A 14,715-nucleotide genomic window follows, 5' to 3' on the forward strand; every position below is an offset into this window, starting at 1 on the left:
TCAAGGCATAAGTCAGGCCATAAACAGGTAATAAAACAGTCCTACCTTTAAGCCGAGAATGACGATGTAGGCGGTGCAGTATTTCAGCGTACCGGCCATGATGGCGCTGCCTTGCCCATCCATCCTGGTTGCGGATACCGCAATGGCGATACTCTGCGGGGAAATCATTTTCCCACCGGTTGCCCCGGATGTGTTGGCTGCCGCCAGCCAGATCGGGTCGATATGGAGTTTTTCCGCCGCTACCGTTTGTAGTTTTCCGAACAGGACGTTCGAGTTGGTATCACTTCCGGTGACGAAGGTGCCCAGCGCGCCGATGATGGGGGCGATAAACACATAAGCGCCGCCCGTTACGTTCACCATGGTTTGCGCCAGCGTGGCGATTAATCCGCTGACATCCATGATGGTCGCCATTGCCACGATGGTGGTAATGGCGATGATGGAGTTTTTCAGCTGCTTAATCGTGGCAGCCAGTACGCGCAGCATCTTTCCCAACGATGCGCCCTGAATAAAGCCGCCCAGCAAGGTGGCAATAATGATCAGAACGCCCGGTGTGGCAATCCAGTCGATTTTCAGCGTCAGGGCTTTCCCTTCCGGCAAGGGGAAATTCAGCGTTGACGTAATATGCGAAACGACTTGTTTTATGCCTGGGAATAACGGTGAACAGAGCAGAATGAACGTAAAAATAAGAATATAAATAGAGCAGGCTTTCAGTAAATCACGGCCAGAAGGCAGGACGTTCGATGGTTTGTTATTCTGAATAGTATACTGTGGATCGGTTTTTCCCTTACGTGCTCGCCCCATTGCAGCCACCGCGATGAGACTGACAAGGCTGCCTGCAAAGGCAGGAAGTTCCGCACCAAGATGAATGGCGACGAAATACTGCGGAATCAGTGTGGTAATCCCACATACCAGGGTAATACCCACGACTCCCCGAATCGCTTTCACACCGCCGCCGATGATGGCGATAATCACAAAAGGCAGCAGGATGTTAAACAGCGCCAGTTGCAGAATAATCGTGCCGCTCAGCGTCGTCACCGGCAGGTGTACCTGTTCAGCCAAAATTGACACCGGAATACCGACAGCGCCAAACGCGGTGGGGACGGTGTTCGCCACCAGAGACGCGATGGCCGCTTTCAGCGGGTTAAAACCAAGCGCGATCAGAATACCGATGGGAATAGCAACGGCAGTGCCATAACCGGCGGCTGCTTCAAGGAAGCCGCCAAAGCACCAGGAAATCAGCAGCACCTGAATGCGCTTGTCATCGCTGATACTGGCCAGCACATCACGCAGTACCTCCATGCTGCGTGTCTCCAGCATCAGGTTATAGCTGTAAATCGCGCCCAGTATCACGATGATAATCGGCCATAATCCCTTGATTACCCCATAGCCTATTGCCGAACTCAGTGTTTGCAGCGGTGTATGCCAGACGATGACGCTCAGGATAGCGGTGATAACCAGTGTGATCAGAACGGAGTGGTGAATTGGCATTTTGATTTTCAAAATCAAAATGATCATTATCAGGAGTGGTAAAACGCCGAGTGAGAACTGCAAGTAATCGTACATAATGCTCCCTCAAAAAATAATGTAAATTATTGATATCCCTTTGATAGTGTTTGGTTATAGAGAGATGAATCGGTCTGGTCAGGTAGCTGGATCGCTTCATTGAAAGATAAGTTGCCACTTATCGGTAAAAGGTGTAACGGTGTGACATTAAGGGATTCATGATTGTTAAAATCATGAACAATCTTTGGGGCGCAAAAGCAGGAAGGGATATCAGGCACAGACAGCGCAGCACGGGGGCGTGCGTGTATTAGGGGATGACCTTCTGAGCGGGTTAGCGGGCATGACATGCCGGCATTTCATCTGAAAATACCGGCAGGAAAAATCAGCGCGTTGCTTTAGCCAGCGTTTCCAGTTGCTGGCGGATGGCGGTGACTGCTACGGCGCGGTTATCGGCCAGTTGGCGGTTGCTGGCATCAGGGGCAGAGCTTTGAATGCCCACCAGCACCCAGTTACCGGCAGTCTTCAACATCAGCGGTGAACCGCTGTCGCCTGGCAAGGTATCACAGCGGTGGGCCATCACTGATTTATGCACCCAACCGGTAATCAAACAATCCTGATGGCGGTACAACGTATCCTGATGATCTTCGGGGTAGCCAGCCTGAGTGACTTTCTGTTGTGCCGCCTCCAGCGCGGCTTTCAGTTCTTCCTGCGTTCCCTGCCAGACTGACAACGGGCGGATGCCCGGCGGGGTTTCTTTGAGGCGAATCAGTGCGAAGTCCCATGGCGCGGCAGCGGGGGGCACGATCCAACCGTCACCGTCTGCTTTTAGCATTTTGGCTAATTTCTTATTAGTCAGTGCTTCAATTTTATCGGTTTCGTAGCGCCAGCCGTTTTCTGTTGCCAGAAAGCGCAGTGCGACCGGTTTATCCGGCACGCCGGGCGGAGCTACCACACAATGACCCGCGGTCAACGCCAGATGTGGCGAAATAAGCGTTGCGGTGCAGAGGTTGCCGCTGGCGGTTTCCAACTGTCCAATTGCCTGCCACGGCCATTGGGCGGTATCCGGCACGATGTCGCGATCATCATGATTAAAGAACAGAATCTGTTTTTGTTGCTCCGTCGTGTCTGATAGAGACGGGGTGTCATCGGCCCACACGGAAGACGTGAGCACGCTTAATGAACATAACAACCAGGCTGATAGGCGCATGTCATGAATGACCTTTAAAGATGAAATTCAGCGTATTAACAGTTATCAATACACTATAAATAGTGTTGCCGGAATAGGCAGGAAACGGAAACTGGGTTGGTCTGGCGAATTCAGACGACTCAGTCTGAGCACGTAGGTGAGAGTGAAACAGGCTACAGGAAAAACACCACAATGACCAACGCGCAAATAAGCAGGAAGGACAACATAATTTCGAATGAGTAACGCCGCAGCATTATCTGGTCCCCCATGAAACAAACACCCGGCGAACCGGGTGTTTGATAACGCTATTGTCATGACGATAGATGCAGAATCAAGTCTTTACTAACGGTACTCATGACTATCAACAATTACTGTGGTGAATTAAGCAGCCGGAGCGGTTTTAGCTTTTTTCACTTTTTTGTGTTTTTTAGCGGCCTGTGCTTTCTGAGCAGCAGGTTTTTTGGCTTTTTTGTGTTTTTTAGCAGCCTGAGTTTTCTGAGCCGGAGCGGGTTTCTTCTTAGCTACTTTTTTAGCGGCCTGTGCTTTCTGGGCAGCAGGTTTTTTGGCTTTTTTGTGTTTTTTGGCAGCCTGAGCTTTCTGAGCCGGAGCGGGTTTCTTCTTAGCTACTTTTTTAGCGGCCTGTGCTTTCTGGGCAGCAGGTTTTTTGGCTTTTTTGTGTTTTTTGGCAGCCTGAGCTTTCTGAGCCGGAGCCGGTTTCTTCTTAGCTACTTTTTTAGCGGCCTGTGCTTTCTGGGCAGCAGGTTTCTTGGCTTTTTTGTGTTTTTTAGCAGCCTGAGCTTTCTGCTTAGCTTTTTTCTCAACTTTCTTCACCGGTTTTTTGGTGGCGTCAGCGTTGGCGGCATCGGCTTTAGCTGGAGCAGCGGCAGTTGCCGGAGCGGCAGCCGGAGCAGCAGTGGTACCAGCTGCGAAAGCTACAGAGGACAGACCCAGAGCCGCACCTGCGATCATTACTAAAAATTTGTTCATCGTAAATTCCTCATTATCCAGTTTACGTTTCGAACCCCAGTGGGAGCCGATGACTGAAGCATAAGAGAACCTAAGCTAACGATCTGTGAGTGTTTGGTTTCCGCGTGTAACGGATTGTACAAGGTTCGCAGGCAAAGCGTTTGACGAGGGTTTATGTTCGATAATCGGCCAGTGAAACAGGAAACGGGCACCACCCAGCGGGCTGCTGTCTACCTCAATGGTGCCGTTGTAGGCGCGCACGATAGCGTGAACAATCGCCAGCCCCAGGCCGCAGCCGCCACTGCTGTTTTCGATGCCGGCTTCCAGACGGATGAAGGGTTCGAAAATATGTTCGCGGTCTTGCGGCGCAATGCCCGGACCGTCATCTTCCACTTGCAGGCAGGCCGTTTGTTGGTCCAGCGTCAGCCCGATGCGCAGGCGTTGCTGACAGAACCGCAACCCGTTATTGACCAGATTGTTCAGTACCCTTTCCATCAACCGAAGGTCTACATAACCGAAGCCGTTATCGCTCGCTACATCCAGATCGATCTGTTTGTTATCGTGCACCAGTCGGAAATCCTCGACACGCTTTTGCAGCCATAGCGGGAGGTCGATCTCTTCCAGATGCAGCGTCACCTGTGGCCTGTCGAGGCGGGCATAGGTCAGCAGTTCATCGATCAGCGCCTCCAACTGGCCGACATCGCGATTGATGGCTTCTTGTTCTTCATCGGTCAGATTGTCACTCATTGCCAGCCGGTAGCGCAGTCGAACCAGCGGTGTACGCAGTTCGTGGGCGATATTGTCGATCAACTGTTTTTTACTGTTAATCAATTGGTTGAGGTTATCGGCCATGCGGTTGAATGCCACACCGAGACGAAACAGGCTGGAGGTATTGTCGAAGTGGGTGCGCTCTTCCAGGTGACCATCTCCCAGCCGTTGCGCGGCGCTTTCCAGTTGCAGCATCGCTTTCCAGTGTGGGCGCATCCACAGGAACACCGGCAACGCCAACGACAGACCAATCAATGCCAGAAACAACAGGTTGACCAGCCGTATTTCGTGCAGAAAGAACAGGTAAGGAATGGGACCGACAGCCAGCACATAGTGGCTGCGCGGAATACGCTGGATAAATGTGTACTCATCGTCCAGCGCGACGATTTCCCCCTGAATCAGCCGTTGTTGCGCCTGCGTGCTGAGTCGGTACTTGCTGATGGGTTCAATGTGCAATTTGAACGACAGATTGAGGTCCATCTGGTTGATGGTTTTGTGCCACTCGCGCGGTGGAATGGAGCGTAGCTCGTTACGGATCAGGTACAGTGAGCTTTTCATCAGGTCATCCATTGACTGGCGTCCGGCCCGTTCCGCCGTAACTTTGTACACCAGCCCCACCAGCAAGGTCATCACCAGAAAACTGGCGAACAACAGCAGAAAGAACTGAATGAACAGTTTTTTCATGGCGTGAGCGTCTCCCAGGCGTTAGGGGCGAACAAGTAACCTTTGTTGCGAATGGTTTTGATACGCACCGGTTCCAGTGCGTTGTCGTACAGCTTTTTACGCAGTCGGGAAATCGCAACGTCGATACTGCGATCCATCCCGTCGTAACTGACGCCACGCAATGCCTTAAGCAGCGCTTCACGATCCATGATCTGTCCGGCATGGGTGGCCAGCAGCCACAGCAGGTCGAAATCTGATGTGGAAAGTGGAATATTCTCGTCCGCCAGTGTGACGTCACGGTTAACCGGATCGATGCACAACAGGCCGAAGTGCAGCGATTTATGTACCTGCACTTGCGTTTTTTCCGGCGCGTTTTTCTCTGCCGCTGGCAGTGGCGCAGCGGCGTACTGCCGAAAATGTAATCTCAGGCGGGCCAGTAGCACCGCCGGCGGCGTGGTTTTTAGAATGTAGTCATCGGCGCCCATCTCCAGCGACAGGATATGGTTCATGTCGCTATCGAGCGAGGTGAGCAAAACGATGGGACCGGCGAACCGCGGGCGCAATTCCCGGCAAATCGTCATACCGTCTTTGCCGGGCAACATGATGTCCAGCAACACCAGGTCGGGCTGTTGTTCTTCGATGAATGCCAGCGCGTTGTCACCGCGTGGCTCAATACGTACATCAATATCATGTTTACCCAGATAGGCTGCGATCAGTTTGCCGACTTCTGGATCATCTTCAACAAAAACAACTTTATACATGACATCCTACTCACAACAGAACGCATATTATGGCTCATGCCGACAGCACGCTGGCAGCATGGGGGGGCTACGATGAAAGCGTAGGGTGCGCTGGATCGCATTGCCAGCAGAAAAACCTGTGCTTTTGACTGGCCGCTCTACAATTATGGGAGACACTATACCTTATTAATCCTTTTTACGTTGTAATGGTTGAGATGAAATGGCGTGATGCCAGCGGTTGGTTAACGGAAAGGAGATAACGGATGGAAGAGGCTCACTCTGGGCCTGATGGCTCCTCTGAAAGGATGTGTATTGATTATACTGCGTACCTTGGCGCACTGTGCCGTAAACGCTGGAGTTTCATCGACGCGTTGTATGGCGTCATGCCGATCTTCGGCATGGTCACGAAATCTCCTGAGGTGACTGGGGTCGCCGGCAAGGATAATCTGCTGGAACGGGCGATGCAGGTGCTTTCTACTCAAGCCAGTGATGAAACCAATCTTTCTCGTCTGATTACACTGGCCTGCCAGCAAGGGGTGACGGAGCTGGATATCCAACTGCCGTATGCGTTGTCAGGCGAGCAGTTGCAAATCATAAAGCTGGCTTGCCACGAATATGAACTGGCGTTGAGCCAACATGCGGAGTGTCTTTCAGTGCGATCCGCGGCGTCGATAGCGTCGCCTGAACTGCTTTGCTGAACCGTTGGGTCTGATGGACCGGCCCGCATCATGCGCAAGCCGGTCAGTACTCATCAATCGAGATCATCGTGATTAGGCAGGGTTTCCGCCAGCGCTTGTTCCAGCGTGGCGTAGAAACCCAGCCGGTTGGCTATTGGCGTAACATTGGCTCTGGCCAGTGTTTTCAACGGCTGGAACGGGATATCGGTGATGATCAGCTGTTTTTCCGGCGGCAACAGCGCTACAAAATGGCGCAATGCGTTCAGGCCGCCTGCATCCAGCACCGAGACGGCGTCCCACTGCAGGATGATAGTGGGGTAAGGTCGGGCGCGTTCCATCAGCTCATTGAACAGACGTTCCGCCGCAGCGAAAAACAGTGGGCCGTTAATTCTCAGCACCAGCCGTTGCTCCGCAATGGTGCCCGGCAGCTCGCTCAGTTTGGTCATGCGCGCCACATTGCCCATGAACAGTAATGACGCCAGCACAATTCCTACCGTAATGGCGACAACCATATCGAACAGCACGGTGAGCGCCATACACAACACCAGCACCAGCATGTCGTCTCGCGGTGCGCGGCGCAGAATATCTACCACTTTATGCGCCTCGCTCATGTTCCAGGCGACCAGCAACAACAGTGCAGCCATAGCCGATAGCGGCAGGTAAGAGAGCCAGGGTGCCAGCACCAGCAAAGACAACAGCACCAGTAGAGCATGGATGACTGCGGCGACAGGCGAGGTGGCGCCGGCGCGTACGTTGGCGGCGGATCGGGCAATCGCTGCGGTGGCGGTAATGCCACCGAAAAACGGTGCCACCATGTTGCCGATGCCTTGTCCAATCAGTTCACTGTTGGGATGGTGCTTGCGCCCGGTCATGCCGTCCAGCACCACTGCACACAGCAGCGACTCAATAGCGCCGAGCATCGCCATGGAAAACGCCGCTGGTAACAGTTCGGACAGGCTTTCCCAGCTTAATGTCATGGTGTGGCCGTCCGGCGCAGGAATGTTCCACGGTAGTAAAAACTGCGGCAGAATCGCCGGGATGCCTTGTCCATGACTACCGTCAGCCAGCAGGTAGCTGAAACGCGAGCCGATGGTCGCCACATCAATATGAAACGATGACAGTACCTCCATCACGGCGGTGCCTGCCAGCAACGCGGGGAGATGTCCGGGCAGACGAAAGCCCAGTCTTGGCCAGACAATCAGCACCAACAGGGTGGTCGCGCCGATCAGCGTATCGCCGATGTTCAACGTGGGCATTGCCTGTGCCAGCGCCGCCACTTTCCCGACATAGTGCTCCGGCACGCTAGTCATGGTCAGGCCGAAAAAGTCTTTGACCTGCATGGTGGCGATGGTGATAGCAATACCGGACGTGAAACCGAGCGTCACCGGTAAGGGAATATATTCAATCAGGCGGCCCAGGCGGCCTAGCCCCATCAGCAGCAGAAACAGGCCGGAGAGCAGGGTTGCGACCAGCAGACCGGAAAGTCCGAACTGCTGGGACACCGGGTGGAGAATGACCACAAATGCCGCGGTAGGGCCGGAAACACTGTAGCGGGAACCGCCACATAGTGCGATCACCAATCCGGCGACTGCCGAAGTGTAAAGCCCGTACTGCGGCGGGACGCCGCTGGCGATAGCCAGCGCCATGGCCAGCGGGATGGCGATGATCCCGACAGTAATACCGGCGATAACATCATGGATAAAACGCGACAGGGTGTACTTTTCCTGCCAGCAGGCTTCAATCAGCGCGCTAAACGGTCTGATACCATTAATTCGGTGTGATTTCATGGAAAACAAGAACCAGGCAATGAAAAACAGGCGGGTCGATAGCGGCCCGTCACGACCAGGGCATGTGCCGCCTGCGGTGTCTGCTGAAGAAGTGAGCATGAAAAATGCAGCCGCCACGGTAGGACACCGTCCAAAGCCGATACCATACGCCTGTTTTTTGACACAGATCCAGCGGTAAATCAACGGAAAGGCTTTTTCCAGACAAAACGCAGCAGCCTGCTGCATAAATCGGTGGTATTGCGACGCGGTAGTAGCGCGGCGTGCCGGTAGCACTGAACGACCATACCGGCACGGGCGCTGACACTTACAGCATGATAGTCATCAGATAAGCAACAAACAGCGCCAGATGCGCGCTGCCGTTGAGCACATTGGTGCGGCCAGTAGAAAACGAAATCTGACACAACACCAATACCGATAGCATCACCACAATGTGCGGCATGTCGAGTGCGAAATGTAGCGTCCGGCCAGTGAAGGTGGCGATCAGCGTGACGGCGGGTACGGTCAGCGAAATGGTGGCCAGTACCGACCCGAAGAACAGGTTCATGGCACGTTGTACCTGATTGCGCAGCACGGCGGTGATGGCGCCCAGTCCCTCCGGCGACAGGATCAGCAGTGCCACCAGGAAGCCGGTAAACTGGGCAGGGGCGTTCATCGCCTCCAGCAACCCCTCCAACTGTGGTGAGTCCATCTTGGTGACACCAATGACCGCGACCAGATGGACCAGCAACCAGATAGCGTGCCAGGCTGAACGATGGGCGGAAGGCTTGCCATGGTGCGGATCGCCGTCGTCGCCGTCGTCTTCGTGCTCGTAGACAAACAGATTCTGGTGCGTGCGAGTCTGAATCAACAGGAAGACGCCGTACATCATCGCTGAAATCAACGCGATGATGATGGATTGCGCTACAGAGAAATTGCCTTCCGGCAGTGCGGCAGGGAAGACCAGCACCAGTACCGCCAGCGGGAAGATCGCCATCAGGTATTGCTTGATACCGCCCAGATTAACGTACTGGGTGGCGAACTTGCGGCCCCCCAATAGCAGAGCGAAGCCGACCAGACCGCCGCTGACTATCATGATAATTGAGTAGAGGGTATCACGCATTAGCGTCGGCCCGGCGTCGCCGGTCGCCATCAGCGCCGAAATCAGGCTCACTTCCAGAATTACCACCGACAGGCTGAGGATCAACGATCCATACGGTTCGCCCAGCCGGTGAGCCAGCACATCAGCGTGACGCACGACGCTGAAGGCGCTGGCAAGGATGCCCACCAGCGCCAGCAGGTTGATGCCAACCATGGCTGACAGGCTACGGGCATCGCCCCATAATGTCAGTACCAGCAGCGCCAGCAGCGGAAAAATCAACGTATATTCGTGATGACGGGTTTTCACCGCGTCAGGGGATGTGGGCATGGCTGGACCTCCTTCGTGCCGTCTAAAAATAATCGTCTCTATAGTGGGTTCATCGTTGGTTCTGAATGCTCAGCGCTATGTGTCTTAAGCTCGGTGGCTGGTGCCTGCAATCCTGCCATGTCACCCGCATGGTTTTTTCACCCGTATGGGTTTTCCTCGCCATTCCTCGTCGCTGCATTGTGGTTTACCCCCCACTTGTAACCCAACATCGTAAGGTCTGACGGGGTATTTTTATGGTTTTACTTTTATCTTCTTAAATAGGAGAAATTTTTTATTTATTTACCAACTAATAACATATTTTACTTTTTGGATAGAGCTATTTTCAGGGTAACTGAATAATAAACTAGGGATGATAGTTATTTTCTTATGAATGCGAGCGGCAAAGCCGCGCCGATACACGAGAGAAACGCGCAGCATCTGCCTACAGGGGCATCCAGCCAGGCGATATTTTGTTGTGAGATGAGACATCGCCTGGGCATTTAGCACAATTCTGATAAAGATTAATGATATTTTGCCGTAGAAATAAGCAATACCTGCATTGATTATGGGGTTGCTGATCGGCCAAAATGCCAAAATAAGTAAGGCGTGCGCCGTGTAGTAAGCGTTTTAGTGAGGGCAGTAGGCAGTGTTGACGCGTGACTTTTTACAAAAAGCAGATTGTAAAACTTCGTTTGGCAAAATCGATGAATCGCTGCTGTTGACGCCTCAACAGCGTGAGGCGTCGCTGGCGTGTACGCTGGCATCCCGCCCTGATCAAAGCCCCGTATGGGTATTTGGCTACGGTTCATTGATGTGGAACCCAGTGTTTGATGCTGAAGAAGTTTGCCTGGCTACGCTCAACGGTTGGCATCGCACCTTTTGCTTACGCCTCACCGCTGGCCGCGGCACGCACAGCCAGCCAGGCCGCATGTTGGGGTTGAAACCCGGAGGTGCAACCACTGGCCTGGCCTATCGCTTACCTGAAGCTACCCTACGCGACGAGCTGGAACTGTTATGGAAGCGTGAAATGCTGACCGACTGTTATCGACCGTTATGGTGCGAGCTGCGTTGTCAAAATGGTGAGCCGATTACCGCACTGGTATTTGTCACCAATCCTGAACATCCACTGCTGGAAGCCGATACATGCATACAGAGTATTGCGCCGTTGATTGCCAGCGCCAGTGGGCCATTGGGCACCAACGCCCAATATTTGTTCGCGTTGGAACAGGAGCTGAATCATTACGGTATGGCGGACGAAAGCCTGAGCGCACTGGCGCAGCGGGTGCGCGAACTGCAACAAAACTTATCGGCTGGCTCGGCCCAGACCGCATCCTGATGCTCACCGCGGGGGAAGTCATCTGACAACGCGGATACGCAGACCGAGGCCTGACTGTCTATATCGGTCTGGCGGCAGTAGTGATACCATGACGTGTATCACGACATCGGATTGCCACAATGTTTAATTATCGCAGGATGCGATTATCACGATATATGAACATCTAAATATAGTATTATATTAATACGGTATTATCATGACATCGGATTGTCATTTCGGTAACAAGGCCACCGTTAATGAGTTCATTTTACCAACAGATATGGGGAACTGCGGCGCGTCCCGGTAAAGTGCTGGGTGGTGTTGTTTCATTGTGCCTGACGCTGTTGGGCCTGCTGTTTTTTACCTTTCTGCTAACCCATCTGGCATCGGTCGATCAGGTTTTTCCTGTAACAGCTCGATATGTCGGTGACACGATCTCTGGTCAGATAAGTCAACCACTGGGGCTTAGTCAGCCATTGTGGCGGCAATTCTGGAGTTATCTCTTCGCGCTGATGCAGGGTGATTTAGGCGTGTCGCGTACGACGTCGCAGCCGGTGCTGGACGATTTACTGCGTACCTTTCCGGCCACCTTTGAGCTGGCGACCAGTGCGATTGTGCTCGGTTTTTTCGGCGGTATCACGCTGGCGTTGCTGTCGGCGCTAAAGCCCGGCGGCGTGCTGGATTATCTGGTGCGATGTGTGGCATTGCTGGGGTACTCAGTACCGGTGTTCTGGATTAGCCTGCTGGGCTTGTTACTGTTTTACGCGGTGTTGCACTGGTCTGCGGGGCCGGGGCGGCTCGATGATATTTATCAGTACCCGGCGGAGTTGCCGAGCAGTCTCACACTATTTAACAGTTGGAACCTTAACAGTTGGAACCATCGTCTGGCGATGTTCCGCAATGCACTGGCGCACCTGTGGCTTCCTGCCAGCGTGCTGGGTTTTGTGTCGATGTCCAGCATTGCCCGTATGCTGCGTACTGCTATTCTGGAAGAGTGTGGTAAAGAGTATGTCACGCTGGCCCACGCCATGGGCGCCAGCCCGCTACGGATACTGCTGTTTCATATTTTGCCGAATATTCGAATGGTAATGGTGACGGTGTTGATGCTGTCTTATGCCAGTTTGCTGGAAGGCGCGATTCTGGTCGAAACGGTATTTTCCTGGCCTGGAGTGGGGCGTTACCTGACGGCGGCGCTGTTTTCCGCGGACATTCCAGCGGTATTGGGCGCAACGCTGTTGATTGGGGTTTGCTTCATTGTGCTGAATGCGCTGGCTGATGTGCTGATTTTTTTACTGGACCCCCGTACACGATGAAGTGGATGTCAACATTTCATACTAACCGTCAGCCGGTGCGGCGGACCATCGTGTTGAACGGTATCGTAGCGCTGAACGGTATCAATATCTGCATAGTGATTTTGAGCCTGTTGACGCTGATTGCGCTTTTCGCTCCCTGGCTGGCGCCGTTTGATCCCTATACGCAAAATATGATGGAGCGCTTACAGCCACCTGGCCCGGACCATTGGTTGGGAACAGACGGTTTTGGTCGTGACCTGTTATCAAGAGTGATTTATGGTACCCGACCCGCGTTGATGATGGTGGCGTTGATACTTGTCATCACCATACCTATCGGCCTGTTGGTCGGTGTGGGGTCCGGTTATCTGGGTGGCTGGGTCGATCAATTACTGATGCGGTTTACGGACATCATACTGGCATTGCCGGGGTTGGTGATTGCGTTGGCGCTGGTAGCCGTGCTGGGACCAGGATTATTGCATGGTGCACTGGCTCTGGCGTTGACGGCATGGCCGCAGTTTGCGCGTCAGGCGCGGACTGAGACTATGGCGCTGCGTAACAGCGAGTTTCTGGCTGCTGCCCGGATGCAGGGCATCAACGGGTGGCGATTGATGTACGGTCATGTGCTGCCATTGTGTCTGCCCGGCGTGCTGGCACGGGCCGCCATGACGCCGGGAAATATGATTCTGGCGGCTGCCGGTCTGGGTTTTCTTGGATTTGGGGCGCCGCCGCCGATGGCAGAATGGGGCGCGATGGTAGCGGAAGGCAGCAACGTGATGTTGGAACAGTGGTGGGTTGCCACTATGCCGGGATTGGCTATTTTCCTCACCAGTCTGACCTTTAATCTGTTAGGCAACGTATTGCGCGACAGACTGGACCCTCGCTATGACAAACACTGAACCCTGGCTGCTTGATGTCAAAAATTTGTCGATCCGACGCCATCACGGTAACTCACAGACGCTGGTGCAGCCGCTATCATTCAGTATGCGACGTGAACGGGTGGCGCTGGTGGGAGAATCAGGGTCGGGAAAGTCGTTGCTGGCCTGGGCGTTGATGGGGTTATTGCCGCATGAGTGCCGGATGCAGGCTGAACGACTGGAACTGGCCGGGCAAGATTTGCTGCAGTTAAGTCCACGGCAGTGGCGACAGTGGCGTGGCTGGCGTATAGCGATGGTCATGCAGGGGCCGAAGCACGCGCTTAACCCCATGCGCACTATCGGTTGGCAAATAGAGGAACCGCTGCGGCTGCATACACAGTTTTCGCGCCGTGAACGGCAAGAACGGGTGCTGGAGAGCCTTAATTCGGTCGGTCTGGCGGATGCTGGCGGGGTGCTGGCATGTTATCCCCACCAGATTTCCGGCGGTATGGCGCAGCGGGTCATGCTGGCTATGGCAATGATTACCCGTCCCGATCTGTTGATTATTGACGAGCGTACCTTTGCGCTGGATCAGGAAGCTCGTGTACAGGTGCTGTCGCTGCTTGACCATTTGCTGACCGCGCATCATATGGGGTTACTGCTGATTAGCCATGATTTGCCGTTAGTGGTACACCATTGCGCCCGCATCCTGGTAATGCGCCAGGGAAATGTGGTGGATGCCCTGACTGCGTCGCAACTGCCGGATGCGACGCATCCATACACCAGGGCGTTATGGCAATCCCGGCCAGGTAAGCATACTCATGGACAGATCCTGCCGATAACGCCGGACGAACCAGAGGCGCGGTGTGATGCATGAGTCCATGGCGGTTGTCTTGCAGCAGGTGAGTGTGGCGCATTGGCAAGGATGTCAGCGTCATGACGTTGTGCATCAAGCCAGTTTTAACGTAGTGACTGGGGAGTGCTTCGGTCTGGCCGGACCGTCCGGTAGCGGAAAGTCCTCATTGTTATGGATGCTGGCAGGGTTGAATCCACATTGGTCGGGGACGATGACGCTACTTGAACAGTCCGTGTTGCCGGGTCAGTCGTTCGGGCAGACGTTACGCCGACAGGTACAGATGGTATTTCAGGACCCTTACGCCTCGTTGCATCCGCGTCGCAACCTGCGTAAAACGTTGGGTGACCCCTTGCGGCTGATGGGGCTCACGGACATTGATGAGCGGTTGGCGCAGGGGGCCGGGCAGGTTGGCTTGCCTGACTACCTGCTGGATAGCTATCCGCATCAACTATCGGGTGGGCAACGTCAGCAGACGGCGCTATTACGTGCGTTGTTGCTGCGTCCGCGCTTATTGTTGCTGGATGAAGCCACATCAGCGCTGGATTCGGTGGGGCAGGCGCGCATCCTCAATTTGCTAAACCGCAGGCGGGAAGAGGACGATCTGACCATTATCATCATCAGCCATGATTGCAATGTGATGGAACATATGTGTGACCGCATGGTGTGGATACAGGACGGCAGGCTGCAACCACGTTGAGTGAAATGGTAGGTGTTACTATGTAGC

The 14,715-nt window shown here is 53.9% G+C and carries 13 protein-coding genes; 6 read left to right on the forward strand and 7 right to left on the reverse strand.

The features are described from left to right. Positions 1-12: 12 nt before the first annotated feature. The 5 genes from Dpoa569_RS08230 to rstA all read right to left on the reverse strand — a co-directional run bounded on the left by Dpoa569_RS08230 (position 13) and on the right by rstA (position 5,847). On the reverse strand, positions 13-1,563 hold the full coding sequence (locus Dpoa569_RS08230; protein WP_042870952.1) for an L-lactate permease: 1,551 nt from the start codon (positions 1,561-1,563) through the stop codon (positions 13-15). Positions 1,564-1,885: 322 nt separating this feature from the next. Beyond that, complete coding sequence (locus tag Dpoa569_RS08235; protein WP_042870949.1) at positions 1,886-2,710, reverse strand: trypsin-like serine peptidase; 825 nt, start codon at positions 2,708-2,710, stop codon at positions 1,886-1,888. A gap of 360 nt (positions 2,711-3,070) precedes the next feature. Then, a complete protein-coding gene (asr, locus tag Dpoa569_RS08240; protein WP_146411229.1) occupies positions 3,071-3,676 on the reverse strand; it encodes an acid resistance repetitive basic protein Asr in 606 nt (201 codons plus the stop codon). Positions 3,677-3,751: 75 nt separating this feature from the next. After that, complete coding sequence (gene rstB / locus Dpoa569_RS08245) at positions 3,752-5,107, reverse strand: two-component system sensor histidine kinase RstB (RefSeq protein WP_042870946.1); 1,356 nt, start codon at positions 5,105-5,107, stop codon at positions 3,752-3,754. Beyond that, positions 5,104-5,847 (reverse strand): two-component system response regulator RstA, encoded by a 744-nt coding sequence (gene rstA / locus Dpoa569_RS08250; RefSeq protein ID WP_042870944.1) that lies wholly within the window; start codon positions 5,845-5,847, stop codon positions 5,104-5,106. The genes rstB and rstA overlap by 4 nt, the downstream gene beginning before the upstream one ends. 242 nt (positions 5,848-6,089) lie before the next feature. On the opposite strand from rstA, the gene Dpoa569_RS08255 reads away from it, so the two are divergent. Then, positions 6,090-6,524, forward strand: a complete 435-nt coding sequence (locus tag Dpoa569_RS08255; RefSeq protein WP_042870943.1) for a hypothetical protein — start codon at positions 6,090-6,092, stop codon at positions 6,522-6,524. A 53-nt stretch (positions 6,525-6,577) separates the two neighbouring features. Here Dpoa569_RS08255 and dauA read toward each other — a convergent pair whose 3' ends face one another. Together dauA and chaA are read right to left on the reverse strand one after the other, a co-directional pair. Continuing rightward, positions 6,578-8,290: a C4-dicarboxylic acid transporter DauA gene (gene dauA / locus Dpoa569_RS08260; RefSeq protein ID WP_042873942.1), complete on the reverse strand. Its 1,713-nt coding sequence runs from the start codon at positions 8,288-8,290 to the stop codon at positions 6,578-6,580. 304 nt (positions 8,291-8,594) lie between these two features. Further along, positions 8,595-9,695 (reverse strand): sodium-potassium/proton antiporter ChaA, encoded by a 1,101-nt coding sequence (chaA, locus tag Dpoa569_RS08265; RefSeq protein WP_042870941.1) that lies wholly within the window; start codon positions 9,693-9,695, stop codon positions 8,595-8,597. Between the two features lie 625 nt (positions 9,696-10,320). On the opposite strand from chaA, the gene Dpoa569_RS08270 reads away from it, so the two are divergent. From Dpoa569_RS08270 to Dpoa569_RS08290, 5 genes are all read left to right on the forward strand, one after another. Then, complete coding sequence (locus Dpoa569_RS08270; protein WP_042870939.1) at positions 10,321-11,010, forward strand: gamma-glutamylcyclotransferase; 690 nt, start codon at positions 10,321-10,323, stop codon at positions 11,008-11,010. 236 nt (positions 11,011-11,246) lie between these two features. Next, on the forward strand, positions 11,247-12,302 hold the full coding sequence (locus tag Dpoa569_RS08275; protein WP_042870937.1) for an ABC transporter permease: 1,056 nt from the start codon (positions 11,247-11,249) through the stop codon (positions 12,300-12,302). Further along, positions 12,299-13,177, forward strand: a complete 879-nt coding sequence (locus Dpoa569_RS08280; RefSeq protein WP_042870935.1) for an ABC transporter permease — start codon at positions 12,299-12,301, stop codon at positions 13,175-13,177. The genes Dpoa569_RS08275 and Dpoa569_RS08280 overlap by 4 nt, the downstream gene beginning before the upstream one ends. Next, complete coding sequence (locus tag Dpoa569_RS08285) at positions 13,164-14,012, forward strand: ATP-binding cassette domain-containing protein (RefSeq protein ID WP_042870933.1); 849 nt, start codon at positions 13,164-13,166, stop codon at positions 14,010-14,012. Before Dpoa569_RS08280 ends, Dpoa569_RS08285 begins: the two co-directional genes overlap by 14 nt. Next, entirely contained in the window at positions 14,005-14,688 is a 684-nt protein-coding gene (locus Dpoa569_RS08290) for an ABC transporter ATP-binding protein (protein WP_042870930.1), read from the forward strand. The genes Dpoa569_RS08285 and Dpoa569_RS08290 overlap by 8 nt, the downstream gene beginning before the upstream one ends. The last annotated feature ends 27 nt before the right edge of the window (positions 14,689-14,715 follow it).

It is taken from the genome of Dickeya poaceiphila (assembly GCF_007858975.2).
In the GTDB taxonomy this organism is placed as follows: Bacteria; Pseudomonadota; Gammaproteobacteria; order Enterobacterales; family Enterobacteriaceae; genus Dickeya; species Dickeya poaceiphila.